This window comes from Bradyrhizobium sp. USDA 4538 (assembly GCF_024171045.1).
Taxonomy (GTDB): Bacteria; Pseudomonadota; Alphaproteobacteria; order Rhizobiales; family Xanthobacteraceae; genus Bradyrhizobium; species Bradyrhizobium australafricanum.
The window spans coordinates 6,287,587-6,313,486 of record NZ_JALJZE010000001.1 but is presented as its reverse complement, the minus strand read 5'-3'; the positions used below and the strand labels follow the sequence as shown (position 1 = coordinate 6,313,486).

Below are 25,900 nucleotides of genomic sequence, written 5' to 3'. Positions count from 1 at the left end.
GCGATAGCTATCGCAAATAGCTCGCCAGATTCATGCTCTGGATCTTGGAGATCGCCGAATAGGACGCCGTCAGCTGCGCCTGATAGGTCGAAAGCTGTGCCGTCACGGCCGCGACATCGACGCTGGTGAGGTCCGTCGACAGCGTCTTCGCAAAATTCTGATAGTCACTCTGGTTTGTGCTGGCGGTCTCGATCTGCGACGCCGCGGCCGACAACTTTGCCTGCACGGTGGATGTGGCATCCAGCGCATTGCTCGCGAGGTCGAGCGCCTGCGTGATGTCGCTCGACGACAGCGTCGTGCTGTTGCCGACGAATTTCAAGAGCCGCATGACCTGCTCGAACGCCGGATTGTCGGCGGTGACGCCGTAGGAAATCGACTGGCTGTCCGACACGCGTACGGACGCGATCTCGCTGTCGCCCTTGTAATAGCTGGCGTCTGATGTCGTCAGCGATCCGGTGCCGGTGTCGAAGCTCGACAAATCCGCCGGCGCGGTGTCGGTGCGGGCGCCGCTGAAGACATATTCGCCGTCATACTGGGTGTTGAGCAGCCCCTGCATCTGCGCCATGGCCTGCTGGGCATAGTTGATCACCGATGCCGTCGCCGTGCCGCTGCCGGTGGTGGCCGCGCTGAGCTGGGTCCGCAGCTGCGTGATGATGTCGGTCACCGAACCGACCGCCGAATACATCACCTGCACCTTGTTATCGGCCAGTTGGCTGGCATCGATATAGGACTGCGCGCGCGTCACCGACACCTGCAAATTGATGACGCGCCCGGCGCCGGAACCATAGCCGCCGAAATCCTCGGATTGCAGCCCGGAGGACTCCTGCACCTGCTCGTTGGCCATGACCGCCTGCACCCGCAGCGCGTTTGATATCATCTGGTCCGACTGAGCAAAGGTGGCAACACGCATCATCATGACGACGGCCTCGGGCTCAGCTGGCGCTCATCGCAGTCATCAGCGCCGAGAACATGGCATTGATGGCCGTAATGATCTGGGACGCGGCGGCGTATTTGTTCTGCAACGCACTCAGATTTGCGGATTCCTCGTCAATGTTGACGCCGGACTGCGACGACAGCGAATTCGCATAAGTCGACTGCGCGGTTTGCTTGGCGGTGTAGGCCGCCGACGCCTGGGTCGCCTTGCCGGCGACGTTGGCGACGATGGCGGCCGCGTAGTCCGTGAAAGAGCCGGTGGTCGCCCCGAGGCCGCCGGCCATGCCGAAATTGGTCGACCCCGTCAGCGCGCTCGAGAGCGCGTTCACCACCGTCGCCGAGCCCGGTGACAGCACCGAGTTTCCGGCCGTCATCGTGGACGACGCATCGAGCGTCGCCGTCGGCAGCGCCGCCGTACCATTGAGGATGTCGCTGCGAACGGCGATGTCGGACGCGCCGGTCCCGTTGATCAGGTCGTTGAACCCGAAGTAATCCGAAAAGCCCTCGCCCGAACTGCCGACCGAGCTCGTCATCTCGTTGATCGCAACGCCGTTGCCGGATGTGGTCGTCGAGATCGACAAGTGTCCGTTGGCATCGACCGAAGCCGACAGCCCCGAGATACCGTTGATCGCGGTGGCGAGATCACCGACCGTGGCGTAGGACGACAGATCGAGGTCCTGGTAGGACACCAGATTGCCGCTCTTGTCCGCAACGGCGATTCGCACCGTGCCGGTCGCCGAGAACGGCGTCGTGCTGCTCACAGTGGCAGTTCCGGTCAGGCTGGCCGGCGGCGGAACCGACGTGCCCTGGTTCGATACCGCGTTGACGGTCGCGGTCAGCTGCCGGGCCAGCTCGTCGAGCTGCGACTGCGCCGCCGGCAGCGTCTGGTCGCGCAAGGTAATCAGCGCGCTGACCTTGCCCGAGGAGATCTGCGAGGTGATGTCGACGCCGTTGACGGAGATGCCGCTGAAACCGCTCGACGATCCCGCGCTATACGTCGTCGACGCCGTGACGCTGGGCAGCGCCGCATAGCTCAGCGGATGCGCCGTGCTGTCGACCAGCGCCTGTCCCGATCCGGTATAGACCTGCAGATCGCCGCTCGACGTGGTGAAATAGCTCACATTCATCATCGACGCGAGATCCTGCAGCGCACTGTTGCGCTGGTCCTCCAGATCGGCCGTCGACTGCCCGGCTGCCGCCTGCTGCTTGATCTGCTTGTTGAGGTCGGAGATCTGCTGCAGGTCGGAATTGATATCGGTGACCGACGAGGCGATGTCCTGGTCGGCATTGGAGCGCAGCGTCTGGATGCCGCTCGAGGTCTGCTGCAGCTGCGTCGTCACGGCCGCAAGCGCGCTGACGGCGTTCGATTGCAGCGACGCGCTGCTCGGCGTGCTCGCCAACGACGACAACGCCGACTCGAATGCCGCGATCGTATTCGCCAGCGAGGTGCCTGTCGTGGAGCTGTCGCTGCTCGATGTGCTGCCATAGAGCTGCTGGAGCTCGGTCAGATAGCTGTTGTTGGTGTCGGCGGCACCGAGATCGGAATCGGCCCCGACCAGCGACTTCAGGAGCAGCTTGTCGACCGCGCTGCTGATCCCCGTGATCGTGACGCCGGTACCGACACCAGAAGTGACGCTGCTGCTCTGGTTGGCGGTCTTCGCGGTATAGCCCTTGGTATCGGCATTGGAAATATTGGCCGAGGCTACGCTGATCTGCACTTGCGTGGCTGACAGCCCGCTGAATGCGATGCTTCGTGCGATATCGAGCGACGACACGGCCAACTCCCTCCGGCACCGGCCCGATCAGGCCCGCACATTGGTGCCATAGGACATCGCAGGCGTGACGCGACGGCCGCCGGCGCCATAAGGCGATACGTTGGCGATCTGCTCGCGGATCGCCTGCATGATCGCCTCGATCCTGCGATTGCTGGCATCGATCGCCGCACGCAGCCGCATCACGTTCTCGTCCATCGCCATGCGCAGCTTCAGGATCCGGTCCATCAGCTGCTCGCGCAGCACGCGATCCTGAACGTTGAGATTTGCCGTCTTGCCGACCGCCTCCGCCACACACTGCTCGAACAGGGTGGCAAGGCGGTGCTTCTCGTCGACCTGCTTCAGTCGCGAGGCCGGCAAGCCCTTGGCGAGCTCGACATTCTCCTCGTTCACGATCGCGATCAGATTGTCGATCAGCGCGATCAACGACCTTGCGCGCTCGTCATTTCCCGCGGGATTGATCTTGATGTTGCGTTCCGGTGTCATGTCATCGCTCCCGTTCAAGCTAGTGTCCGCGACGCAGGGCGCGAACCGATTGTGCGCTGCGCCCGTACGCGGTGATTGCCGTTACCCGGACCGCGGCCCGGTTGAGTTCATGGTCGAGCCGCGCGCATTCGCGCATCAGCTGGTCCCGCAACGTTCCGACATCGTCGAGCAACGCACGAATCTGCGCGCGATCGTCCGGCCGGACCGCAGCGGCCTTCGCCTTCAGCCGCTGAAGCCTGACCAGCAAGCGGTCATCTTGCTTTTCGGTCATCATCGCGACACCGCCGAGATCAGCGTATCGAACATCTTGTCGACGGTGGTGATCACCTGCGAGGCCGCCGAATAGGCCTGCTGCGCCGAGATCATGTTGGAGAACTGGCCGCTGGTATCGGTGGTGCTCGACTCCAGCTCGCTGCCGTAGATCGTGCCGGCGCCGTTGGTGCCCGAGGTCTGCAGCGTGGCGTTGCCGGAAGCTGCCGTCGCGGAGTACATGCCGTCGCTAGCCGCGCTCAATCCGTTGGGGTCGCTGAAGGTCGCGACCGCAATCTTGTAGATCGCGATCGTCTGCCCGTTGGAGTAGGTGGCGTCGACCACGCCCCCCTTGCCGATCGAAATGCTGCTCAGCTTGCCATAGGGCAGACCGTCCGACGTGATGCTGGTGAGATCGACGGCTGGCGTGGTCTCGCCCGATGAATACTGCGTCAGGCCGTCGGTCTTGCCGGCCGTACCGAGATTGAGCGTGATGGCCGTGCCGTTGGCGGCAGAACTGTCGGCCGCCCCATCCTTCCAACCCGTCACCGAGATGACGGGAGGGCTCGGGCTGGTCGAGGCGAGCGAGCCGTCGCTGTTGAAGGTGATATCCACCGTATCGGTGATCGCGCTGGCACTGTCTGTCGTGGAGTCCGACGCGAGCTTTGGCGTCTCGAAACTGGCCTGCCAGCTGTTGTCGGCGGTCTTTTTCCAGTCGATCTGGATCGTGCTCGCCGTGCCAAGCGAATCGTAGATCGTCATCGAGCTATTGAAGGTCGCACCGACGGCGGCATCGGCCGGCAGGTTCGCCGCGACGGTGGTCTTGGTGGTGGCGCTGCCGCTGGTGGAAGCCACCTGCGTATTGATCGGCCCGAGGCTCGCGGCAGAGGCATTGCCGACGATGTTGCCGTCAGCGTCGGTGCGCCAGCCCTCGAGGTAGTTGCCGTTGTTGACGAGATAGCCCAGATTGTCGGTGGTGAACGCGCCGTTGCGCGTATAGGAAGTGGTGCCGCCGGACGTCGCGTTGGTGGTGACGAAGAAGCCGCTGCCCTGGATCGCGACGTCGGTGGCGTTGGTGGTCGCGGACAGCAAGCCCTGCTGGGTGATGTTGGCGCGGCCGGACACCGTGACGCCGCCGGACGTATATGAGGTGGCGCTGTTCGACGCGGTCACCAGATCCTGGAACATTGCCGACGTGGTCTTGTAGCCCGTGGTATCGGCGTTGGAAATGTTGTCGGAAATCATTGCCAGCGACTGGCTCTGCGCATTGAGCGCCGAGATCGCTGAGGAAAGAGCACCAGTAAGACTCATGATATGACTCCGGAGGCAATCAGGACGTGACGCCGATAATGTTGGCGGCGCTGACGGGGACGCCGTTCACGAGCAGCGAGGGCGTCGAGCCGGAGGCATCGATGCCGGTCACCGTTCCCGTCATCGTGGTGTAGCTGAGCAGCGAGTTTCCGGCGGAGTCGGTCGCAGTCACCTGAATCGTGTACTGGCCGCCGTCCTTGAGCTGGGTGCCGTCGGAGGTCTGACCGTTCCAGGTAAAGGTGTTGGAGCCGGCGGTTCCGGTCCCCTTGCCGCTCCACACCGTGTTGCCCGAGGAGTCCTGGATCGTGATCGCGACGTTGGACGCAGCCGAGGTGAGCGAGTAGCCGAAGGTCGCCGAGCCGTTGGTCAGCTCCGCCGTGTTCGTCTTCGCCTCGACGGTGTGGCCGATATAGTTGACCGAGTTGAGCGTCACGAGGCTCGAGAACGAGCTCGCCAGCGATGTCATGCTGGCGTTGGTCGATTGCTGCTCGGTGAAGTTGGCGTAGGAGGTGAGCTGGTTGATGAAGTCGGTCGTGCTGGTGGCGTTCAGCGGATCCTGGTTTTGCAGCTCGCTGACGAGAAGGTTGAGGAAATCGGTCGAGCTCATCCCCATCGACGCACTCGACGACGAGCTCGACGTGGTGGAAGTTGCAGCAGAGGTTGCCGAGGAAACGGTCATGACAAGGCTCTCTTCGCCGCGGGATGCGCGACGGAACGCGGTGGAACATTGGGGTCGTGATGTCGTTCGCAGATAAAACGGATGACGCGCCGATTTCAGGCGCGGATTCATCCGCCCGGAATCACTTGATGAATCGGCAGAATTTGCCGTGTCCGTGGCAGGTTCATGGCTCGCAGGCGTGCATCTCGCCGCGAGAGCCCGCGGAGAGCTGCAACGGCAATGCGCAGCGTTTTAGAGCGAAAGGCTGATCGGCAGATCCGGCTCGCCGAGCATCAATGCCGGCGGCGTCAATGCGGGCAGCAGGCAGAGGGCCAGCAGCAGCGCCGGCAGCACCTTGCCTTGCTGTGCGGATCGGCCCGGTGCTTGTGCATCGTTCGGCTGATCGTCAGCCGGGGCTGGCCCCGAAGCGGGCTTCTGGGGCAATTTCGCCGCCGCGGTCACGATGCTGTCGGCAAGACCCTTTGGTGCGCGAACCGGCGGCGCCGCGAGCGCGCGGCGTACCGCACTCGCCTCCTCGTAGAGCGTCCGCGCCTCGGCCGAAGATGCCAGGAGCTGGACGGCGGCAAGACGTTGATCGTCGGGCCAGCGGGACAGATCCTCCCCCAGCCGGTCGATCAGGTCTTCGAATGTCGCAACGTCCATCGCGCGCGCAGATCCAGCCTCGTCGCCAAGGCTGTCATAAAGCATTCGCGGGACGGCGGAAATCAATTTCCGCCGCTGTCGCATCAGGTCCAGCATGGCGCTCGCCGGGCGGCTATTTTCCCCAACCAGGGCGCCCGCTCAGGCCCTTTGCTGCGCCGGCTAAGCGCCCTCGTCGGGTGATTCGCGGCCCTCTCCGGGCTCAGCGGCCGGCGGCTGATTCGAGCGTCTTGTCGAGTGCCCTGGCCTTGGCGGCCTTGCCGGCGGTCGCCTCGACGAACTTCCAGGCGTCGCGCAGTTCCGCCAGGCTCGCGATGATGCGCCGGAAATTCTCCCTGGCCTGCGGCCGGCCATAGGAGCGCAGGCACGCCATGATCAGGGCGCTATAGGTGCGGTAGAGACGATCAGCCATCGCGCCGCCACGGGTGAAATCGAGATTGTGGCTCAGCCCGCGCAGGATCGCGGTCGCCCGCGTCAGATAGATGTGCCCTTCCTCGAAGCGCTTCGCCTCGTGCGCTTCCAGCGCCTTCTGCAACAGCGTGATCGCGCCGTCGCACAGCATCACCACCGCCTTCAGCGGCGGCACCGCCACTGCGGCGGATCGATAGGCATTGTTGGCGTGGTAGGCGGTCGCGTTTTGGGTCATTAGTTACTCGATGATGCGTCTAGGAGTGCTTTCAGGTAGCCCAGCGTGTTGTTCGCGCTTTCGATGGCCGCCTGGTAATTGGCGTATTGAACCTGCAGCTGAGCCTTGAACGTCGCCGCATTGCTCTGAATGTCGCTGACCTGGGACTGCAGGTCGGTGTCGCGCGACTGCAAGTTGGAGATCATGGTCTGGAGTTGACCGCTGGTTCCGGAACTGGTGTGCGCGAGCTGGTAGAGCTGCGTCGCCAAACCGGACGACGATGTCACCGTGATCGATTGCGAGGTCGAGCCCGTATAGGTGAAGGCCATACCGGCGTAGATCGTTCCTGAATTGCCGATGATGGTGTTGCCGACCACCGAAAAGCCGGAGCTGTCGCCGCCGACCGAGGCTCCGGTCAGCGTACCGGTGGAGTCCACCGTGAGGTCGAGCGTGAAGGATTGCGGCGATGTGCCGGTATTGACCACACTGAGCTGGCTGGACGAAGTGGCGGTCTGCGCCGACAGCAGCTGGGTGACGCCGGCGAGATTTTGCGTCAGCACCGTCGACAGCGTTCCGGTATCGAGCTGGAGCTCGTTGTTTTCATTGAAGGACAGGCCGAGATCGGCCATCGTCATGCCGCCGACCGTCCCGCTGAGCACCTGCTGCAGCTGGGTCATGAGATCGCGCATCGTGCTGTCGCCGAACAGCACCGCGCTCGACGCGGCCGTGCCGTCGGAATTCTGCGCCGACTGCGCAATCACCTGGTCGCGCAATGCGTTGTAGTTGGTGACGAAGGTCTGCAGCGCTGACGTGATCTGGCTGGTGTCGGTCTCGATGCTGATGTTGAGGCTGGTGCCGCTCGGCGTCGGCTGCAGCAGGTTGAACGTGACGCCGGACAAGACGTCGGAAATGTCGTTGGTGTTACGCGTGAGCGCGATGCCGTCGAGGGTGAACTCCGCGGACTGCGACTTCTGCAGCACGTCGGTGAACGCCCCGGACGTGTCGGTGACGCCGAGCTTGTTCAGGATGTCATCGCCCGACGTCGACGAATAGGCGATGTCAGCGGCGTCCTGTGTCCCCGTCAGCACCATCTCGTAGGACCCGCTCGACACCTGGACGATGGAGGCCTGGACATTGGTGGTCGAGGTCTGGGCGTTGATGGTGTCGACGATATCCTGCATCGACATGCCGCTGGTGATCGAGATCGCCGTGCCGGTGCCGCCGGACAGGCCGAGCGAGAAAGTGCCGGAGAGACCCAGCGCCGTCGAGCTGCTCGACCGCGAGGAGCCGATCACCTTCTGCGCGGTCGCGAGCTGAGTGATCTGAAGCGTGTGATCGCCGGTCGCCGACCCGCTGTTGACGCTCATGTTGAGCGCCGACGAGGCGCTGACGTCACCGGTGGACGAGATCGTCGCCGCCCGGGTAGCGAACGCGTTGGTGGCAATCGAATTAATGATCGACGTGCTGAGCGACGACAACCCGGTCGCCAGCGTCGACAGCTCGGTCTGCAGCGATTGATAGGCCGTGATCTTGGCCTGGTTCGCGGTGATCGTCGTGGTGATCGAGGTCGCCGATGCGAGCTTGGCGTTGACCTCGGCCTCGATCAGGGCATCCCAATCGATGCTGGTCGAATTGGTCGTGCCGGTCGTTGTCACCGTGCTGGCGGAACTGGTCGACGTCGTGCCTGATGTGCTCGAGGTGGCGCTGCTAACCGTCATGTCGACACTTCCGCCGCGATAGGAATCGGGCCGGCATCATGCCGGCCCGATCGATCTTTCGAATTAGCCGAGCAGCTTCAGCAGGTACTGCGGCATCTGGTTCGCCGCGGTTTCCGCCGAGACCGCGGCCTGGGTCTTCACCTCGGCCGAGGACAGCGTCGCCTGCTCGGAAGCGATATCGACGTCCTTGATCGCCGAGTTCGCCGACTGCAGGTTCTGGGTCTGGGTCGAGATCGAGTCAGCGCTGAAGTTGAAGCGGGATTCCTGAGCACCGATCTCGGCGCGTGCGGACGAAACCTTGTCGATCGCGGTGTCGAGAGCCGTCATCGCGCTGGTGGCGCTCGACAGACTGGACACATCGAGCGACGTCACGGACAGCGACGAGGCCGTGAGGCTCGTCAGCGTGATCGTGATGGTGTCGGCCGAGGTCGAACCGACCAGCACCGAGACGCCCGAGGAGAACACGCTCGAACCGTCGAGCAAGCTCTGGCTGCTGTAGCGGGTTCCGCTGGCGATCGAGTCGATTTCGCCCTTGAGCTGCGTGAATTCCGAGTTGATGTAGGCGCGGCTGGAATCGGCCACGGTGCCCGAGGCGGACTCGGAAGCCAGCGACTTCATGCGGGCCAGGATGTCCGAGATGTTGGAGGCGCCGCCGTCGGCGGTCTGCAGGATCGAGGTCGCCTGCGCCGCGTTGGTGGCGGCCTGCTGCAGCGTCGTGATGTCGGAGGAGATGCGGGTCGAGATCGCAAGACCGGCCGCGTCGTCGGAAGCCGAGGTGATGCGCGAGCCGCTCGACAGCTTCGACAGCGCGCTGGTTTCCTGCTGCGAGTTGATGTTGAGGTAACGGACCGCGGAGTTCGCGGCGGTGTTGGTGGAGATTGCCGGCATGAGTAGCTCCTGTGCTGATGGGCATGGCAAGCCGCATCGTGAAAAATGAGAGGTGACGCGGATCCAGCCCCCGTCCGCCCGATCAAACGGGTCGGCCGCCGGTGGTCAGGCGCAAAATCTTCAGAAGCCGGAATTTATGGTTAGCAGTCGGTAAACGCGCCGCGCAGGTCGCGCTCGTGCCGCTTCAGCATCTCGCGCAGCTGCTGCCGTCCTCGCTTCAACAGCGACTCCACCGCGGCCACGGTCGTATCCATGACCTCGGCGATCTCGCCGTTGCTCATGTTCTCGTGATAGGAGAGGATCACCGCGACGCGCTGCTGCTCGGGCAGCCGCTGCATCGCGACCTCCAGCAGATTGCCGATCTCGTTGCGCTCGATCACGGCGGAGGCATCGAGCTGGGTGTCGGCGACCTCGGGCACGACATCGACATTCTCGGTGCGCGGCTTGCGGCGCAGATCGATGCAGCGGTTGCTGACGACACGATAGAGCCAGGTCGAGAACTTGGCGCGGCCATGCTGCCAGCGGCCGCGATGCGTCCACACCTTCAGCATCGTGTCCTGCACCACGTCCTCGGCGTCGGCGGCGTTGCCGACGATGCGCAGCGCGATCGCGTAGGCGCGATCGACGTGACGTTCGACCAGAGCACGGAACGCCGTCTCGTCGCCGGCGGCGAGACGGTCGAGCAATTCCTTGTCTTCGTCGTGGATCTCGACGGTGTCGAGCGGACCCGCATCGGCAACGGTCCGAACGTTGCTCCACGGAGCAGCCGCTTCGGCAGGTGCAACCGCGGCCGGCGTGGCCTCCACTTCGGCCGGTGCCCTCATATCAAGCGCGTAACTCATCCGCCGCTCTCCAACCAACGCCGCTGGCACACATTCCATGCGGCTTCTGAGCGTTGAACGGAGAGCGTCAGCAAACCAGGCGAACTTTTTTTGTTATTTTTCAAATGCTTAGCCGGATGTTTTTGCCGACCGCCCGGCAAAAGCTGCCGCTGCGCTTTGGCGCAGGGAAAAATGCGACGGAGTTTGGAGCAGTCGTTCAGCATCGCCTCGCATTTCCGCGGAAGAGATCGTCGCGTCGGAAAACGCTGTTGTCACACCAACTAACGCCACGCGAACCCATGCATGCGCCGAGCATGCGAGTGACTCACCGCCGTTGGTCGCCATCTTGCATTCGACGATTGCGACTAGGCAATTTTTTCCGAATCACTGTTTCGACGTTATCGGATTTTTTGAATCTGTCAGTCGCGAAGCGCGCGTTTTCGAATCCCGCATCAACTTTTTTGAACTGTCGCGCCTGATTTGTCTCACGCGCGCGTTCAACGCATGAGGACTGGCGGGAATTTTGCGCATGACAATCATGACGGTCGACGCGACGCGTCGAGCGCAGAATGTTTCTGCATGTTCATTCGATGTTTTCGATACATTTCTGTTGCGCGCCTGCACGACGGCGGATGGCGTATTTGAAGGGGTTTTTCAGCGTTCCTGCATTGCTGAAAAATTTCCGAACATGTCCGTCAGTTTCGTTCAGCATCGAATCCAGGCGGAGGCGCGGGCGCGCAAAGTATCGCAGGAGCGGTGCGGCTCAACTGAAGTGCGCATCGCCGACATCTACAAATACTTTCCGTTCAGGCTGTTCGGCCTGACCCGCGATGCGTTGCAGGATCTTGCGCAGATCGAGTTCGAGACCGAGCTCGAGCTGTGCCGCGCCAATCCCGAAATGCTCGAGCAATATCTGGACATGAAGCGCGGCGGTTTTCGCGTCGGTTTCATTTCCGACACCTACTGGAGCACAGACCAACTCGCGCAGCTGCTGCGTTGCTGCAGTCCCGGGCTGAGCTGGGATTTCCTCTATGCGTCCTGCGATCACGGCAGCAGCAAGAGCGAGGCACTGTTTGAAGCCTATCTCGCCGAGCAAGGCATCGACGCGGCAAGCTCGTTCCATGTCGGCGACAACCACACCGCGGATGTCAACGGCGCGCGCCGTCACGGCATCCGTCCGCGCTACTACCCGCAGGCCGGCGCGGCGCTGGCTTCCAAGTTTCAACGCGAAGCATCGATCTTCGAATTGCTGTGTCCCGATCAGCCGTCGCGGCTCGATTGCGGCGCCCGCACGCTGCGGCGCGCGGTGACGGCGAAGAGCGCGGAGCATTCTCCCGCCTTCAACCTCGGCGTGACCGTGCTCGGCCCCGTGATGGCGGCGTTCGACGCATTCATTGCCGCGCGGCGCAGCGCGCTTGCTCGCGAGGGCGCGCGCGTTGCGGTCTGCTTCCTCGGCCGCGACGGCCTGCTGCCGCATCGCGTCTGGCAGGCAAACCACGGCGAGACCGGCGCCTATATCGAGATCAATCGTCGCGTCAGCCTGGTCGGGTCTGCCGATACGCTCGAACCACTCTGTGAGCTGCTGAGCCGGGTCGTCAAGATCGACGCGGCGACCTTTATCGACATCGTCAAGGTGCAGCCGCCCGCCGTGATGAAGTTCTTCGCGCAGTATCCCGACGGCATTGCCAGCGGCCGCGAACTCGCCGACGCCCTGCCCGATCTGATGGACCCGCGCGAGATCACCGATATCGCTGCCGGTGTCCGGACCCGTTTGCTGACCTATCTTCGCGCGCATATCCGGGATTTCGACGGCTGCACCGATCTGATCCTGGTCGACCTCGGCTATTCCGCAAGCGTGCAGAAGTCGTTGCGGCGAATTTTCGATCGCGAGGGCATCCGCATCCGCCTGCACGGCGCCTATCTGCTGACGCTTGACGATGCCTTCGACGGCATCTCCGATGACGACACCGCGGAGGGCCTGGTCTCTGATCGCGTCGTCACGCCGCACGTCAAGCGCATGCTGATCCGCAACGTCGCATTGCTGGAGCAGCTGTGCTGTTCCACGGAAGGATCGGCGCGGGATTATCGCGACGGTGAGGTATTGCGCGAGGGTGATCAGCGCCCGGCCGCCCAACTGGCGCTGGCGACCGAGGTGCAATCCGGAACGCTGGCCTATGTTTCGCGCGCCCGCGAGCTGGCACCACGCTACGGATTGCAGCCCGATGCCGCCCCCGCGGTCGCGGCGCGCTGGACGGCCGCCGTGCTCGGCCGCCTCCTGCTGCTGCCGGACGATGATGAGCTCGCGCTGCTCGGCGGCATCAAGCATGACGTCAATCTCGGCACCCCGGCGCTGGCGCCATTGCTCGATGCCGACTTCGTCAATGATAGCATCATCGCCCGCGGCCTCATGACCGCCTGCACGGCTCCGGCGCCCCCGATGTGGCTGGCGGGCAGCTTTGCCGCCCTGTCGCCGTCGCATGCCTATCTCTACACGCTGTTCGGCGCCAATCGCCTGCCCGCTAGCGTGTTCGGCGAAGCGCTGTGCGGGACGCTGCAGGTCGGTCTGTTCGATCGGAACGGCCAGGCGTCGCTGGAGGCGATCAGCGTCTATCACACCGGGCTCGGCGATCTTCGCCTGCGGATCCCGCTGTCGCGCCGGATGGCAATCGCGACCATCGCATTGCCGCTGGCCAAGCTCACCCGCGACGGGATGCTCCACGGCATCACGGTCCAATATGGCGAGAGCGCCGCGAAAGCCGCCGAGGGTTCGAACGTGACAGCGATCGCCGAGGGACGGCTCATCGATGTCGGCCTCAAACGGCGCGGCCGTCACTTCCGCGCCACCAGTGACGACGGCATGCTGCTCATCCCCGTCGACGGCTTCGAAGACGACGTCGCCATCTACACGGTCGCGCTGACCGCCCTCGACCATGACCGCATCCTTGCGGTCGCGGACCGCGACGGCAACGGCGCCGCTTCGGCCACACTGACCTGGCGCAGCGCCAGAGGCATGCCGACAACGAACAACGACAGCTGATTTGTCCGCCTGATCCGGCCGCCCCGCACGTAGAAGGTTAACGAGGGGTAGTGCGGGCATGATTTCTGTTGACACGGCGCAAGCGGACGGCTTGCAGACGAACTTCGACCAATTGCTGGCGGCGAACGGCATCCGGATGAGCGCGGCGCAGCGCCGGCGGCTCGCATGGTTGTCGGAGCGGCTCGGACCCGCGGTCGTCCATCAGGCCGGCTCGGCGCCGGCGAGGGACCATGGCGTCATCATCCTCGTCGAGCCGCCGAGCGGCCCCGCCGCCGAGATGCTTTACCGGTCGCTTCGCGCCGACTGCGCGGTCGTCGTCCCCTTCGGCGAGAATCCCGCCTTCGACTTCCTGAAGTCCAAGTTGACCGACTTCGGAACGATCGGGCCGAGCTTCGATGGCCCGCATGAGATGTGGTGGGGCGGCCTCAATTGGCGCCCGATCGCGCCCGAGCAAGGCTCAAGGTCCGAGGCATCGCTGCGCGTGGTCTCCTGCTATCCCCGCGCTTGCGGCGACGACCATGCCCGCGCTCTCCGCGACAAGCTGGCCGAATTTCGGATCCCCTGCGATATCGCACCGATCGACACCGCAGACGGCGAGCACATGCGCGCAGCAGAGAAATCCGCCTTCTTGCTGCGGATGTGGGAGCAGCATCGTGAGCCGCTGCTGTTCATCGAGGCCGACGCAGTCCTCAGCGAGCCGCCAATGCTGCCGTCGTCCCTCGCATGCGACATCGCGCTTCACAAATGGAACCGGTGGGAAATGTCGGCGCGCACCCTCTATCTCGCCCGTTCGCCCGCCGCCGAAGCGGTGCTGCGCAACTGGCATCACATCGCGAGCGCCTATCCCGCGGTCTGGGAAGGCTATCTGCTCGACCAGGCCTGGAGCCTGACATCGTCACAGATGGCGCTCGACACCGTCTGGCTGCCGCGCTCATACCACGCTCCGGCCGAAGACGCCGGCACGCCCCGCCACACCACGGTCGTTCACGACCTGCCCACCGACAGCAGCGATCTTGGACCGGATGCCGAATTCGGCGTCGCGATGCGGGCCGCGCGGCGCGCCAGCCGCAGCGGCGGCCGTGACGCCATGATCGTGATCCGGTCGCAGGCGGCCTCGAATGATGCGATCACCGTGATCATGCGCGATATCGCGGCCAGCGACGCGCGCGAAATGGCTGCCAGCATCGAGGCGGTCACCGGCGCGTTCGCAGCCGATTGCGGCGGGTTCGGCCGGCTCGAGCTCGCACTCTGCCCCTGGCAGGACGATATCCGCGCGGCGAAATCGGCCGCGAAAAGCGCGAACAACCGCATAATCGAGATCGCGCCGTGGCAGACGCTGCCGGCCGACCTGTTCCGCACCGTGGGTCAATCCCGCGATGCCGGCAGCGTCGTCGTGATGGCCGGGCAGCGCGGCTGATGAACGCCGGAAAGACAGAGCAAGGGAAGGACATCGACATCATGAAGACAATCATCCTTCTTACCGGTGTCGCCAACCAGCAATTCGCGCTCACCGAACTATTGAAGGCGCACAATCCGGCGCTGTCGTTCAGCTGCGCGGTAACGGCCGACGAGCTCGCCGCGATCGAGCCGGAGGTCTTGCGCGAGGCCCGGCTGTTGGCCTTCACCACCAGCGTCATCGTGCCGGAGCACATTCTGGCGGCGCTCGGCCACGGCGCCTACAATTTCCATCCCGGCCCGCCGCAATATCCCGGCTGGGCGCCGGCGCATTTCGCGCTCTATGACGGTGCCCGCACCTTCGGCGCGACGGCCCATGTGATGGCCGCGCGCGTCGATTCCGGCCCGATCGTCGGGGTCGAGACCTTCATCATTCCCGACAAGATCAGCGTGCGCGGGCTCGAACAGATCGCCTATGTGCGGCTTGCCCATCTGTTCTGGCGGATGTCACGCGATCTCGCCTGCGATCCCACGCCGTTGGCGGAATTGGAGATCGCCTGGTGCGGAATCAAGAGCACGCGGTGGATGTACCGCGAGATGTGCGAGCTCCCCACCGACATCAGCGCCGGCGAGCTGGCGCGCCGGATCCGTGCCTTCCACGACGACTTTCGCGGCATCCCGCTGACCTGCTCGTTGCACGGCATCCGCTTCCAGCTGGCAACGACTGCCATGCAGGTGCCCGAGGCACCACAGGTGGTCTCGCCGCCGCTCGCCGCGGCCTCCTGAGAAACGGCCTCAACCGCGCGTCGCACGGCCCCGGACCTCGCGGTGCCGCTGCAAATGCGCCCTCACCGCGCGCTCCGCGGCGCGCGCGGAGCCGAAATAGCCACCGTCGAGGCCGTCAAAGGCGCGATCCGAGGAGAAGAAGCAGAAGCCGCTTTTGTCGCTGACGACGATACCAGCGGTCCGATCCGATACTTCGATGACATAGGCTTGAGACATTTGGGCTTGGGACATGCGTGTTCGATCGCCGGACGACGGCGCTCCTGTCTGATTGTCGGGTGCTTGACTTGTTGGAGCGATCAACAACAGACGCCGGTCGCCGCCGAGACGCAGCGATGCTGCATGCGGTTTCGCATGTCGCACATCAAGCTGCGGTGGTCGTGTCTCATTGCGGTGGCCTTGAACAACGCGGGGTATCGCGCAGCAATATCCGGCCGAACCGCGCGGCAGTCAATGAAATGGCTGACCAAAGATAAGAGCCCGGCGCGACGCCTCATTCGCGGCCAGCGGAAAAACAGCACAGTTTTGGTGGTGACGGTCGTGGAGCGCTGAATTGGCCGGGCACCGTGCATCCCGGCGCCCGGCCAAGGTCGCTCAGGGCAGGATCGGCGGGTGATAGGTGAAGGTCGCCATCAGGATCGCCGCCAACAGCATCACGATCGGGAAATGGATGAAGAACTGCACCGAGGTGTAGCCGATCAGGTCCTTCGACTTCAGGCCGAGGATGCCGAGCAGCGGCAGCATCCAGAACGGGTTGATGAAGTTCGGCAGCGTCTCGGCGATGTTGTAGACCATCACGGTCCAGCCGAGATGCGCGCCGATGTCGTTGGCCGCCTTCATGATGTAGGGCGCCTCGATGATCCACTTTCCGCCGGCCGACGGCACGAAGAAGCCGAGCAGCGCCGAATAGATTCCGACCAGGAACGAAAACACGGTGGAATTGCTGGAGGCGCCGACGAACCAGTGCGCGATCGTGTCCGACAGCGTCGTGCCGCTGCTGTTCGGGACCTTGGTCAAAATCTGCGCAATGCCGGCGTAGAACGGAAACTGCAACAGCACGCCGGAGACACTCGGCATCGCCTTCGAGAACGACTCGATGAGGCTGCGCGGACGCCAGTGCAGCACGATGCCGAGGATGAGGAAGACGAAATTATAGGTGTTGAGGCCCGACAGCGTGATCAACGGATTGCCCGACTGGAACGTCTGCCACAACCAGCCGGCGGCAAGGAGCGCGATCAGGATCGTCAGCAGCGGGCTGAACTCCAGCCAGTCGCCCGGACGCGCCGGCTTCCTGGCCTCGATGCGATCATTGCCGAGCGCAACGCCGAGGTCTTCCGCCGTCTTGGCCTGCTCGGGCGCCGGCGTCGTGAAATAGCAGATCGCAGCAGAGACCACGGTCACCATCGCGACGGTGATCATGTTCTGCCAGGTCAGGATGGTTTCCGAGAAACCGATCACGCCGGTGATCGGCAGGAGCGACGCCGGGATGCTGCCGGCATTGGCCTGCAGCTGCGCAGCTGATGACGTGATGCCGAGCGTGAAGCCGCAGCCGAGCCCGAGATAGCCCGCGGCGCCGGCCGCCCGGTAGTCGAGCCTGATGTCAGTGCGCCGAGCGATCTCCCGCACCAGAAGACCCGAGAAGATCAGGCTCAGGCCCCAGTTCAGCAGCGACAGAAAGATGCTGAGCACGCCGACGAAGACCACGGCGCCGCGCCCGGTCTTCGGCACGCTGGCGAGCCGTGCCAGCACCGCCGCCACCGGCGGCGACATCGCCACGACATAGCCGCCGATCGCGACCAGCGCCATCTGCATCGTGAAGGGAATCAGGTTCCAGAACCCGTCACCAAACGCGCGGCTGACGGCGAGCGGCGAACCGCCATGCAGGATCGCGCCGATCGCGACCGCAATCACCGCGATCAGGACGAAGACGTAGGCATCCGGAAACCAGCGCTCCGCAAACGCCACCAGGGCTTGCGAAAATCGCGCTATGATGTTGTCCGCGACAGGTTTTCGCAAGCTCACGGTTTGATCGTGCGTTGCATTCGTCATCAATCTGATCCCCTTCCGGTAATGCGGTTACAGCCTTCAATCGTGTTCGGTCATCAAAGCGCGAGCGTCAGATCGGTCAGCGGCACGGCCTGGCAGGCGAGGCACTGTCCCTCGCTGCCATCGACAGCGCCAAGATGGGTGAACTCCCCATCGACGACCTGAACCGCGCAGCTTTCGCATTGCCCGACACGGCAGCCGCTCGGCAGCGCGACGCCCGCCGCACTCGCCGCATCAAGCAGCGTCCCCTGCTCCGGCCGCCAGGAAAAATTCTGCTTGCTGCCCAGAAGGCGGACGGTGCGCGGCGCAAGATCGCTCGGTACCGACGGCGGCGACACGAAGCTTTCGGCGAAAATGTCGAAGCGCGGCACGCCGAGCGCCGTCACGGCCTCGATCTGCGCCGCAACGAATTCCGGCGAGCCGCAGATGTAGACCAGCGGCCAACGCGGCAACAGCGGCTCGACCTGCTCGAGATCAACCCTCCCCTTGCGCGACGAATGCAAGTCAATCGGGTCCTGCGCGAACGGCGCGGAATAGAACGTCATACGCTTCAGCTCTGGAATACCGGTTTCCAGCTCCGCAAGCCGCACGGCAAACGGATGCTCCCGACTGCTACGACAGCCGTGGAGCAACAGGATTTCGCCAACGCGATCTTGTGGGGCAATCCGTTGCAGCGTTTCGAGATGGCTGATGAACGGCGTGATGCCGATGCCGGCGGCGAGGAAGATCAGCGGCCGCGGCCCCTTCAATGGCGGCGTGAAGATGCCGCCCGGCGGCTCCAGCACGACCTCGTCTCCGACGGCAAGACGGTGCAGACGATCCGGCATGAAGAACGGCGCATCGCCACTCGGCGCCTCATTGAAGAAGCGCCCCTTCACCGCTATCGAGAGCACATCCGGCCGATCGCCCGATCCGGTCAGCGAATAGGCCCGTGCCTGCGTTGCGCCGGGCAGCGAGACCATCACGTGCTGGCCCGGCAGGAAGTCGGGCAGCGGACCATCGTCAAGCGGCAGCAGGTTGAGCGCGATGACATTATCCGCCTCGGCGCGGCGCGCACCGAGCGTGAACCGCCGCTGACCGCTCCACAGGCCACGACTGGCAACGCCGTCGCGCCTGATGTCGCAGACGATCGCGCGCAGCGGGACGGAGCCGCTGACCGGATCGCGCGCATCATCGTGCAGCACGGCATTGATGTTGCGGGTGTGGATGCCTGCCGTCGCGGAACGCTCGCGGCCGAGCGGCGGACAGTCTTCCCACCAGCCGAATTCGGCGACGACGACGCGATCGTCGAGCGCCGCATTGAGGCGCACCTTCAGGCGCACGTCACCGCCATGCGTCTCGACCACGGCCCAGTCGCCTTCGGCAAGGCCGCGCCGCGCGGCGAGCTGCGGACTGATCTCGACGGCCGGATCGGGTGACTTGCGCCGCAGCGAGGCGACGTGCCGATAAGAGGAGTGAACGAACCAGCCGCTCTTGGCGGTGGAAAGCACGAGCGGAAAGCGTGCATCCGGCGCTGCCGTGAGCGGGCTGCCGACCGGCTCGACATGGTCGGGCAAGGGATCATACCCGTGCCCCAGCATCAGCTCCGAATAGATCTCGACGCGGCGCGTCGGCGTCGAGAATCCGGCAACCGTGCGGTCCTCGCGCGCCACGGCGTATTTTTCGTCGCGGAAGATCTGCGGGAAACGGCGGCCTTCCGGATGGTCGCGCAGATCCTCGACACCGATGCCGAGCGGCGCCAACTGGTAATTCCACCCGGCCTTGATGTCGCCGCCGAAGAACAAGTCGCCCATCCCGAGCTTGAGCGCGAGCGCGGCGGCGATCTCGTAATCGGCCTTCACCTCACCGACCGGCTCGACCATGCGCGGGCGAAACTGCACGGTCTCGACAGCTTCCTGCGTGATCTCGAATCCGATCTTGAGCGCATCGCGCTCCCACGGAGTGCTGGCCGGCAGCACGAAATCGGCGCTCTCCGCGGTCGGATTCATGAACATGTCGATATGAACCTGGAATTCCAGCGCGTTCAGCGCGGCGCGGTTACGCTCGGAATGGCCCTGCGAGACGACGAAGTTGGTGCCGAAGGCGACCAGCGCGCGCACCCGGTAGGGCTCGCCGTCAAGCACGGCCCTGCTGAAATCGCGCGCCGTGATCCAGCCCTTGGCCGGCGGGCCGAGCGGCAGCTCAGTAATGCCCAGCGCCTTCGCCTGCTGCTCCGGCGACAGGATATTGTAGTCGTTGAGGGCGCGGGTCGGCGGCGGCACCGGCCAGCGATTGCCGCCGGGCCGATCGCAAGCGCCGGTCAGCGCATACAACGTTGCAATCGTGCGCTCGATCGCGGTCGCGTTGGTGTGCTGGCCGACGCCGGTCCAGGAATGGTAGGCGAGCCGCGGCCGGCGAGCGAGCAGCGTGTTGAACGCGTCGACGTCCTCGACAGGAAGCCAGGTCAGCTCCGCGACGCGCGCCGGCGTGTATGGCGCGGCTCGCTCGACGAGCAGTTCGAACGCGGTAGCCGCCGCTATCAGCCCGCCGTCGCGTGTGCGGACCTGCAGCGCGCCACGCAACTGGCCACAGCTCTCCGGCACGTAACGCGTGTCGCAAGGCACGGGCGCGCCCGACGCATCGAGACGAACGAAGGCCTCCGGCGCGCCATCCGGCCACAACGCGTCGGCGCGCAGGAAGCGTCCCGTCGCACGATCGACCAGCAGCGATCCATTGGTCCATGCGCTGACGAAATCCGCATCGAAGCTGCCGGTAGCGATGAGGTGACGGATCGCGCCCATCGCGAGCGCGCCGTCGGCGCCCGGACGAACGCGCAGCCACAGATCGGCCTGCTGCCCCGAGCCGTTCGGCTTGGGATCGATCACCACGACCTTGGCGCCGCGCCGCCGCGCATCGGCGATCCGCGTTGCCTGGGCAAGCCAGGTCCGCGCCGGATTGTGGCCCCACAGGATAATCGCATCGGCATTGTCGTAATCGGGAAAGCCGATGCCGCGGCCGAAGGTCAGCGCGTGCGCATAGTCCTTGTGCCAGCCGCAGATCTCGACCGCATAGATCAGGTTCGGGCTGCCGAAGCCGCGGATGAAGCGCTCGACCCACTCGAAACTGTCGACCATCGGCGTGCCGCTCGGCGTGGTGACGCCGAACGCCACCGCCTCGGCGCCGCTCTCCGCGCGGATCGTACCGAGCCGGGCGGCGATCTCGGTCAAGGCCTCGTCCCACGACACCTCGACCCAGCCCGGATCGGCGGCGCCGCGCGGCTGGGTCCGCTTGAGCGGGACGGTCAGCCGGCGCGGGCTGGCGACGATTTCGGGCGCCGCCCTGCCCTTGGCGCAAAGCGCGCCGCCGGTCGGGTGGTTATTTAATACCTCTACACCGACAAGACGCCCATCCTCGACCACGGTGACGGCACCGCAGCGCGAGCGACAAAGCGTGCAATAGCCGGGCAGCCGCTGTTTCACCGCCGTCTCACCTATCCCAGTCAATCCATGTGACGCATTTTTGTAATGCGTTACACATTTACGTCATACGCTACCGGCCGCGTCAAGGCTAAGTAATAATCAGCGACGAATCGGAGTTCCCAGCGAGAGGCGGCCACGACCACCGATGGACCAGAATTTGCGAGAACAGGTGCTGCAGCGGGTGCGGGCCGAGATCATTTCCGGGCAGAGCCTTCCGGGCACGATGTATTCGGTGCCGAGTCTCGCGGCGAGCCTCGGCGTCTCCTCGACGCCGGTGCGCGAGGCGCTGCTCGAGCTCAGCCGCGGCGGTCTGGTCGAGCCGATACGCAACCGCGGCTTCAAGGTGGTCGAGCCGACGCTGACCGAACTGCGCAACCTGTTCGACATGCGCGAAGTGCTCGAGCTGCACGCCGCCGTGCTGGTCGCCACCAATCCGCCGAAGGATCTAACAATCGTGCGCGGCTGGGCCGACCAGATCGCCAGGGCAGTCGAGACCGACGACGTCCAGCTCTATCTGGAAGCCGACCGCAACTATCATCGCGAGTTCATCGCCGCCGCCGGCAACGACCTGCTGACCGACACGGTGATGGGGCTGCGCGACAAGATGCGGCTCTACGGCATCAGCTCCCGCGCGGGCCACGAGCGGCAGCAAGCGTCAGTGCCCGAACATTACCGGTTGATCGAGCTCGCGCTCGCCGGCGAGACCGAGGCGCTGACCGCCCTGCTCCGCACTCACATCCGCTCCTGGGAGCCGATCTTCGTCGATGCATTGCTGCGCTCGAAGGAGCATGCGCGCGAGCCGCTGCGGCAGGCCCGCGGCTGATGCGGAACGGAGGCAGTTAGCCGGTCGTGCTGACCGGCTAGTCCAGAATGCTCTTGTAGTGCTCCGAGAAGACATCGCGGCCGATGATCAGCCGCATCACTTCAGAGCTTCCAGCGAGGATTCGATTGACGCGCGCGTCGGTAAACATGCGACTGATCGGATATTCATCCATGTAACCTGCGCCGCCGTGCAACTGGACGCCAAGATCGAGCATCTTCCACTCGACCTCCGACGACATCATCTTGGCCTTGGCGCCCATATTGCTGGTCAGGCGTCCGGCATTGTGCTCGGCCACGCAGTGATCGACATAGACCTGCACGAGATCGATTTCGGCATCCATCTCCGCCATGCGGAACTGGGTGTTCTGCTGTTCGGCAAGCGGCCGGCCAAACAATTTGCGGTCCATCACGTAAGTGCGCGTGATGTCGAACGCCTTGCGGCCATTAGCGATCGATCCGACCGCGGAGATTAGCCGCTCCTCGGCAAGGCCTTCCATGAGATAGTAAAAGCCCTTGCCGGGTTCTCCCAGCACGTTGGCCTTGGGCACCTTCACATTGTTGAAGAAGAGTTCGGCAGTGTCCTGCGCCGGCATGCCCATCTTCTTGAGATTGCGGCCGCGCTCAAAACCTTCCATGCCGCGCTCGACGATCAGGAGCACCATGGCATGCTTCTTCTCGGCGCCCGCGAGCTTGGCCGCCACGATCACCACGTCGGAATTGATGCCGTTGGAAATATAGGTCTTCGAGCCATTGAGCAGGAAATGATCGCCCTTGTCTTCCGCGGTCGACCGCATGCCGGCGAGGTCTGAGCCCGCGCCGGGCTCGGTCATCGCGATGGCCAGGATGGTCTCGCCGTTGACGCATTTCGGCAGGAATCGGTCGCGCTGCTCCTCGGTGCCGAAGCGCTTGAAGTAGGATCCGACCAGTCGGCTGTGCAGCGTGTTGAACCAGCCCTTGCAGCCCGAGCGCGCGGTCTCCTCGATGATGATCTGCTCGTAACGGAAGTCCTCGTCGCCCATTCCGCCGTATTTTTCCTCGGGCCAGATCATCAGGAAGCCGAGGTCACCGGCCTTCTTGAACGCGCTGCGGTCGACGATGCCGGCTTCCCGCCACTCCTCCATGTGAGGCGTGATCTCGCTGGCGAGGAACTTGCGGTAGGAGTCGCGGAAAATGACCTGGTCTTCGGTAAAGCTGCGCATCAATCACCCAATAGCGCTCTCGTGGAAGCCCACCGACGTACGGCGAGGCATCGTAAAAAGTTTAGAGCGCCGGTTCTGCTGCAATCAAAACCGACGCCCCGTCATCGAAACAGGCGATGCCCTACTTGCCCTTCCAGTTCGGCGCGCGCTTTTCGGCAAAGGCAGCCGCGCCCTCGCGGGCATCCTCGGATACGAAGACAGGACCGACGATCTCCTGCTGCCTCTTCCACATCTCATCTTCCGGCCAGAGCCGGGATTCGACGATCACCTGCTTGGATGCCTTGACGGCGAGCGGGCCGTTGGCGCCGATCGCTGCCGCGAGCTCAAGCGCGGCGTCGAGCGCCGGGCCATCGGTTACGCGATTGATGATGCCGAGTTGATGGGCGCGCTCGGCGCCGAAGAACTCGCCCGTCAATGCGAACTCCATCGCCACACGGAACGGCATCTGGCGCGGCATGCGGATTAGCCCGCCGGCCGCTGCCGCAAGTCCGCGCTTCACCTCGGGGATCCCGAACTTCGCGTTGCGGTTGGCGACGATCATGTCGCACGACAGCGCGATCTCCATCCCGCCGGCGAGCGCGTAGCCGTCGACAGCCGCAATCAGCGGCTTCTTCGGCGGGGCCTCGGTCAGGCCGGCGAAGCCGCGGCCGGGGATCGACGGCCGCTCGCCTTTCAGGAACCCCTTGAGGTCCATGCCCGAGCAGAATGTGCCGCCGGCGCCGGTGATGATGCCGACGCTCAGGGAATCGTCGGCGTCGAGCCGGTCGATCGCCGCGGCCACGCCCTTGGAGAGGGCGAGGTTGGCCGCGTTCTTGGCTTCCGGCCGGTTCAGGGTGATGATCAGTATCGGTCCGCGGACTTCAGTGAGGACCGGGGTTTCTTCGGACATCGCTTTGGTCTCCTGATCGCTTAACGCGGAGCCATGCGGATGGCGCCGTCGAGACGGACGTCTTCACCGTTGAAGTAGCCATTGGTGATCATGGTCAGCGCCAGATGCGCATATTCCTCCGGCATGCCGAGACGCTTGGGGAACGGCACCGACGCGCTGAGCGCGGCCTTGACGTTTTCCGGGGCGCCCTGCAGCAGCGGGGTGTTGAAGATGCCCGGCAGGATGGTGTTGACGCGGATGCCTTCGGCCATCAGGTCGCGCGCGATCGGCAGGGTCATGCCGACCACGCCGGCCTTCGAGGCAGAATAAGCCGCCTGCCCCATCTGGCCATCCTCGGCCGCGACGGAGGCTGTATTGACGACCGCACCACGCTCGCCGTGCTCCAGCGGAGCCAGCGACAGCATGCCCTGCGCCGACTTGGCGATGCAACGGAAGGTGCCGACGAGGTTGATCTGGATGATGCGGTTGAAGGCGTCGATCGGGAAGTGGGTGGGCTCGCCGGTCTTCTTGTCGCGGCCCGCGGTCTTCACCGCATTGCCGGTGCCTGCGCAGTTCACCAGGATGCGCTCCTGGCCATGCGCCGCGCGGGCCTTGGCAAAGCCCGCATCGACCTGCTCGTCCGAGGTGACATCGACCTTGCAGAACACACCGCCGATTTCCTTGGCGATTGCTTCACCCTTCTCTTCGTTGAAGTCGAAGATCGCGACTTTCACGCCTTGCGCAGCCAGCGCGCGCGAGGTGGCAGCACCAAGGCCGGAAGCCCCACCGGTGACGACGGCGGCGACCGATGAATCGAGTTTCATGGCAATATCCTTTCGCGATCACATGCGTTCGATGATGATGGCTGGTGCCATGCCGCCGGCGGCACACATGGTGACCAGGCCATAGCGTCCGCCGCTGCGCTCGAGCTCGTCGAGCGCCGTGCCGATCAGGATCGATCCGGTCGCGCCGATCGGATGGCCGAGCGCGATCGAGCCGCCATTGATGTTGACCTTCTCGCGGTCCAGCTCGAGGTCGCGGATAAACTTCTCGGCGACGACCGCGAAGGCCTCGTTGATCTCCCAGACGTCGATGTCGTTCTTGGTCAGGCCGGCCTTGGCGAGTACCTTCTTGGCCGCCGGAACCGGCGCGTTGAGCATCAGGGTCGGATCGTCACCCTGGTTGGCATAGGCCACGATGCGGCCGCGCGGCTTGAGGCCGTGCTTCTCGGCATATGCCTTCGACGTGATCAGCACCGCGGCGGCGCCGTCCACCACGCCCGAGCTGTTGCCGGCATGGTGCACGCCCTTCCACTCGAGGTCCGGATAGCGGCGCTGGATCTGCTTCTTGAACGTCGTGCCGTTGCCGAGGTCGAAATCGGCAAGCTGCTCGAAGCTCGGCTTCAGCGAAGCAAGGCCTTCAGCCGTGGTCTCCGGGCGCGGGAATTCTTCGCGATTGAGGGCAACGCTGCCGTCGTCGTTGAGGACGGGGATCACCGACTTGGCGAAGCGGCCTTCATCGATGGCCCGCTTGGCGCGCTGCTGGCTCGTCAGTGCCAGTGCATCGCAGGCCTCGCGGCTGATCCCCTCGCGCGTCGCGATGGCGTCGCCGCACACGCCCTGGTGCGACTGCGGGTGAATCTCGTCGAGCGCCGGATTGCCCGAACCCATCATCCGCGCCGGCTGCCCGGCCTTGGAACGCTCGGCTGCGAGAGTCTGTTGATAGCTCATCATCTCGGTGCCGCCGGCGATGACGCAATCTTCCATCCCCGACATCACCGACGCTGCCGCGAGGTTCACCGACGTGATGCCGCCGCCGCAGAAACGATCCAGCGTCGTGCCGCTGGCGTTGATGTCGTAGCCTGCCGCGAGCGCCGACATGCGTCCGAGATCGCCGCCCTGCTTGCCTTCCTGAGTCGATGTCGACCAGATGATGTCATCGACGGTCGACGTGTCGAGCTTGTTGCGCTCCTTGAGCGCGCCGAGCACCGTCGCGGCCAGATGCTGCGGATGCAGGTGCGACAGCGCCCCCTTGCCCGGCTTGCCGATGCCCCGCGGCGTGCGAACAGCGTCAATGATGTATGCTTCAGACATGCGTTTCCCTTTGCTTCGAATGTATCGTTAGTTGCGCTCGTGCCGGTGGTCCCAGCCGTTTCCGCGAGGCATCAACGG

The 25,900-nt window shown here is 64.5% G+C and carries 24 protein-coding genes; 5 read left to right on the top strand and 19 right to left on the bottom strand.

The window, feature by feature from the left end; genetic code table 11:
- Positions 1 to 7: 7 nt before the first annotated feature.
- The 12 genes from J2R78_RS28575 to J2R78_RS28520 form a co-directional block, all read right to left on the bottom strand.
- The gene (locus tag J2R78_RS28575) at positions 8 to 916 is read right to left on the bottom strand and encodes a flagellin (RefSeq protein ID WP_253607691.1); all 909 of its coding nucleotides are present in this window, start codon (positions 914 to 916) and stop codon (positions 8 to 10) included.
- A 16-nt stretch (positions 917 to 932) separates the two neighbouring features.
- Complete coding sequence (gene flgK / locus J2R78_RS28570) at positions 933 to 2,708, bottom strand: flagellar hook-associated protein FlgK (RefSeq protein ID WP_253607690.1); 1,776 nt, start codon at positions 2,706 to 2,708, stop codon at positions 933 to 935.
- Positions 2,709 to 2,735: 27 nt separating this feature from the next.
- Positions 2,736 to 3,191 (bottom strand): hypothetical protein, encoded by a 456-nt coding sequence (locus J2R78_RS28565; RefSeq protein WP_038379117.1) that lies wholly within the window; start codon positions 3,189 to 3,191, stop codon positions 2,736 to 2,738.
- 19 nt (positions 3,192 to 3,210) lie between these two features.
- Complete coding sequence (locus J2R78_RS28560; RefSeq protein WP_253607689.1) at positions 3,211 to 3,465, bottom strand: hypothetical protein; 255 nt, start codon at positions 3,463 to 3,465, stop codon at positions 3,211 to 3,213.
- Positions 3,462 to 4,751, bottom strand: coding sequence for a flagellar hook protein FlgE (gene flgE / locus J2R78_RS28555; protein WP_253607688.1), 1,290 nt, complete (start codon positions 4,749 to 4,751; stop codon positions 3,462 to 3,464). Before flgE ends, J2R78_RS28560 begins: the two co-directional genes overlap by 4 nt.
- Before the next feature lie 19 nt (positions 4,752 to 4,770).
- Positions 4,771 to 5,430, bottom strand: a complete 660-nt coding sequence (locus J2R78_RS28550) for a flagellar hook assembly protein FlgD (RefSeq protein ID WP_225647635.1) — start codon at positions 5,428 to 5,430, stop codon at positions 4,771 to 4,773.
- Between the two features lie 231 nt (positions 5,431 to 5,661).
- Complete coding sequence (locus J2R78_RS45040; RefSeq protein ID WP_309145019.1) at positions 5,662 to 6,168, bottom strand: hypothetical protein; 507 nt, start codon at positions 6,166 to 6,168, stop codon at positions 5,662 to 5,664.
- 103 nt (positions 6,169 to 6,271) lie between these two features.
- The gene (gene fliS / locus J2R78_RS28540; RefSeq protein WP_253607687.1) at positions 6,272 to 6,715 is read right to left on the bottom strand and encodes a flagellar export chaperone FliS; all 444 of its coding nucleotides are present in this window, start codon (positions 6,713 to 6,715) and stop codon (positions 6,272 to 6,274) included.
- Entirely contained in the window at positions 6,715 to 8,412 is a 1,698-nt protein-coding gene (fliD, locus tag J2R78_RS28535) for a flagellar filament capping protein FliD (RefSeq protein WP_253607686.1), read from the bottom strand. The genes fliS and fliD overlap by 1 nt, the downstream gene beginning before the upstream one ends.
- A gap of 63 nt (positions 8,413 to 8,475) precedes the next feature.
- Positions 8,476 to 9,300, bottom strand: a complete 825-nt coding sequence (locus J2R78_RS28530) for a flagellin (protein ID WP_028336954.1) — start codon at positions 9,298 to 9,300, stop codon at positions 8,476 to 8,478.
- 140 nt (positions 9,301 to 9,440) lie between these two features.
- On the bottom strand, positions 9,441 to 10,142 hold the full coding sequence (locus tag J2R78_RS28525; protein ID WP_253607685.1) for an RNA polymerase sigma factor: 702 nt from the start codon (positions 10,140 to 10,142) through the stop codon (positions 9,441 to 9,443).
- The gene (locus tag J2R78_RS28520; protein WP_253607684.1) at positions 10,139 to 10,345 is read right to left on the bottom strand and encodes a hypothetical protein; all 207 of its coding nucleotides are present in this window, start codon (positions 10,343 to 10,345) and stop codon (positions 10,139 to 10,141) included. The genes J2R78_RS28525 and J2R78_RS28520 overlap by 4 nt, the downstream gene beginning before the upstream one ends.
- Positions 10,346 to 10,809: 464 nt before the next feature.
- Here J2R78_RS28520 and J2R78_RS28515 point away from each other — a divergent pair, with 464 nt between their 5' ends.
- Genes J2R78_RS28515 through J2R78_RS28505 form a run of 3 tightly spaced genes read left to right on the top strand, consistent with a single transcriptional unit; the run spans position 10,810 to position 15,339 of the window.
- Positions 10,810 to 13,158: a hypothetical protein gene (locus J2R78_RS28515; RefSeq protein WP_309145018.1), complete on the top strand. Its 2,349-nt coding sequence runs from the start codon at positions 10,810 to 10,812 to the stop codon at positions 13,156 to 13,158.
- A gap of 58 nt (positions 13,159 to 13,216) precedes the next feature.
- A complete protein-coding gene (locus J2R78_RS28510; RefSeq protein ID WP_253607682.1) occupies positions 13,217 to 14,575 on the top strand; it encodes a hypothetical protein in 1,359 nt (452 codons plus the stop codon).
- Between the two features lie 38 nt (positions 14,576 to 14,613).
- Positions 14,614 to 15,339: a formyltransferase family protein gene (locus J2R78_RS28505; protein ID WP_253609932.1), complete on the top strand. Its 726-nt coding sequence runs from the start codon at positions 14,614 to 14,616 to the stop codon at positions 15,337 to 15,339.
- 9 nt (positions 15,340 to 15,348) lie between these two features.
- Here the strand turns inward: J2R78_RS28505 and J2R78_RS28500 are convergent, their stop codons facing one another.
- Positions 15,349 to 15,570 (bottom strand): hypothetical protein, encoded by a 222-nt coding sequence (locus J2R78_RS28500; RefSeq protein WP_253607681.1) that lies wholly within the window; start codon positions 15,568 to 15,570, stop codon positions 15,349 to 15,351.
- 120 nt (positions 15,571 to 15,690) lie between these two features.
- On the opposite strand from J2R78_RS28500, the gene J2R78_RS28495 reads away from it, so the two are divergent.
- Complete coding sequence (locus J2R78_RS28495; protein WP_253607680.1) at positions 15,691 to 15,888, top strand: hypothetical protein; 198 nt, start codon at positions 15,691 to 15,693, stop codon at positions 15,886 to 15,888.
- A 42-nt stretch (positions 15,889 to 15,930) separates the two neighbouring features.
- On the opposite strand, the gene J2R78_RS28490 is transcribed toward J2R78_RS28495, so the two are convergent.
- Both J2R78_RS28490 and J2R78_RS28485 read right to left on the bottom strand, forming a co-directional pair.
- Positions 15,931 to 17,385 (bottom strand): short-chain fatty acid transporter, encoded by a 1,455-nt coding sequence (locus J2R78_RS28490; protein WP_253607679.1) that lies wholly within the window; start codon positions 17,383 to 17,385, stop codon positions 15,931 to 15,933.
- Between the two features lie 53 nt (positions 17,386 to 17,438).
- The gene (locus J2R78_RS28485) at positions 17,439 to 20,840 is read right to left on the bottom strand and encodes a molybdopterin-dependent oxidoreductase (RefSeq protein ID WP_253607678.1); all 3,402 of its coding nucleotides are present in this window, start codon (positions 20,838 to 20,840) and stop codon (positions 17,439 to 17,441) included.
- A gap of 145 nt (positions 20,841 to 20,985) precedes the next feature.
- Here J2R78_RS28485 and J2R78_RS28480 point away from each other — a divergent pair, with 145 nt between their 5' ends.
- A complete protein-coding gene (locus J2R78_RS28480) occupies positions 20,986 to 21,663 on the top strand; it encodes a GntR family transcriptional regulator (protein WP_253607677.1) in 678 nt (225 codons plus the stop codon).
- A gap of 37 nt (positions 21,664 to 21,700) precedes the next feature.
- On the opposite strand, the gene J2R78_RS28475 is transcribed toward J2R78_RS28480, so the two are convergent.
- The 4 genes from J2R78_RS28475 to J2R78_RS28460 form a co-directional block, all read right to left on the bottom strand.
- Positions 21,701 to 22,861: an acyl-CoA dehydrogenase family protein gene (locus tag J2R78_RS28475; RefSeq protein ID WP_253607676.1), complete on the bottom strand. Its 1,161-nt coding sequence runs from the start codon at positions 22,859 to 22,861 to the stop codon at positions 21,701 to 21,703.
- A gap of 121 nt (positions 22,862 to 22,982) precedes the next feature.
- Positions 22,983 to 23,750, bottom strand: coding sequence for a crotonase/enoyl-CoA hydratase family protein (locus tag J2R78_RS28470; RefSeq protein WP_057020591.1), 768 nt, complete (start codon positions 23,748 to 23,750; stop codon positions 22,983 to 22,985).
- A 20-nt stretch (positions 23,751 to 23,770) separates the two neighbouring features.
- Entirely contained in the window at positions 23,771 to 24,553 is a 783-nt protein-coding gene (locus J2R78_RS28465; protein ID WP_028336964.1) for an SDR family NAD(P)-dependent oxidoreductase, read from the bottom strand.
- Positions 24,554 to 24,571: 18 nt separating this feature from the next.
- Entirely contained in the window at positions 24,572 to 25,822 is a 1,251-nt protein-coding gene (locus J2R78_RS28460) for an acetyl-CoA C-acetyltransferase (RefSeq protein ID WP_076834214.1), read from the bottom strand.
- Positions 25,823 to 25,900: the final 78 nt, after the last annotated feature.

Coding starts and splice junctions, on each gene's coding strand:
- J2R78_RS28550 (WP_225647635.1), bottom strand. CDS start 5,430: ATGACCGTTTCCTCGGCAACCTCTGCTGCAACTTCCACCACGTCGAGC.
- J2R78_RS28490 (WP_253607679.1), bottom strand. CDS start 17,385: ATGACGAATGCAACGCACGATCAAACCGTGAGCTTGCGAAAACCTGTC.
- J2R78_RS28480 (WP_253607677.1), top strand. CDS start 20,986: ATGGACCAGAATTTGCGAGAACAGGTGCTGCAGCGGGTGCGGGCCGAG.
- J2R78_RS28530 (WP_028336954.1), bottom strand. CDS start 9,300: ATGCCGGCAATCTCCACCAACACCGCCGCGAACTCCGCGGTCCGTTAC.
- J2R78_RS28520 (WP_253607684.1), bottom strand. CDS start 10,345: ATGCTGAACGACTGCTCCAAACTCCGTCGCATTTTTCCCTGCGCCAAA.
- J2R78_RS28460 (WP_076834214.1), bottom strand. CDS start 25,822: ATGTCTGAAGCATACATCATTGACGCTGTTCGCACGCCGCGGGGCATC.
- J2R78_RS28525 (WP_253607685.1), bottom strand. CDS start 10,142: ATGAGTTACGCGCTTGATATGAGGGCACCGGCCGAAGTGGAGGCCACG.
- J2R78_RS28465 (WP_028336964.1), bottom strand. CDS start 24,553: ATGAAACTCGATTCATCGGTCGCCGCCGTCGTCACCGGTGGGGCTTCC.
- J2R78_RS28575 (WP_253607691.1), bottom strand. CDS start 916: ATGATGATGCGTGTTGCCACCTTTGCTCAGTCGGACCAGATGATATCA.
- fliD (WP_253607686.1), bottom strand. CDS start 8,412: ATGACGGTTAGCAGCGCCACCTCGAGCACATCAGGCACGACGTCGACC.
- J2R78_RS28560 (WP_253607689.1), bottom strand. CDS start 3,465: ATGATGACCGAAAAGCAAGATGACCGCTTGCTGGTCAGGCTTCAGCGG.
- J2R78_RS45040 (WP_309145019.1), bottom strand. CDS start 6,168: ATGCTGGACCTGATGCGACAGCGGCGGAAATTGATTTCCGCCGTCCCG.
- J2R78_RS28470 (WP_057020591.1), bottom strand. CDS start 23,750: ATGTCCGAAGAAACCCCGGTCCTCACTGAAGTCCGCGGACCGATACTG.
- flgE (WP_253607688.1), bottom strand. CDS start 4,751: ATGAGTCTTACTGGTGCTCTTTCCTCAGCGATCTCGGCGCTCAATGCG.
- J2R78_RS28475 (WP_253607676.1), bottom strand. CDS start 22,861: ATGCGCAGCTTTACCGAAGACCAGGTCATTTTCCGCGACTCCTACCGC.
- J2R78_RS28495 (WP_253607680.1), top strand. CDS start 15,691: ATGTCGCACATCAAGCTGCGGTGGTCGTGTCTCATTGCGGTGGCCTTG.
- fliS (WP_253607687.1), bottom strand. CDS start 6,715: ATGACCCAAAACGCGACCGCCTACCACGCCAACAATGCCTATCGATCC.
- J2R78_RS28565 (WP_038379117.1), bottom strand. CDS start 3,191: ATGACACCGGAACGCAACATCAAGATCAATCCCGCGGGAAATGACGAG.
- J2R78_RS28515 (WP_309145018.1), top strand. CDS start 10,810: ATGTCCGTCAGTTTCGTTCAGCATCGAATCCAGGCGGAGGCGCGGGCG.
- J2R78_RS28510 (WP_253607682.1), top strand. CDS start 13,217: ATGATTTCTGTTGACACGGCGCAAGCGGACGGCTTGCAGACGAACTTC.
- J2R78_RS28500 (WP_253607681.1), bottom strand. CDS start 15,570: ATGTCCCAAGCCCAAATGTCTCAAGCCTATGTCATCGAAGTATCGGAT.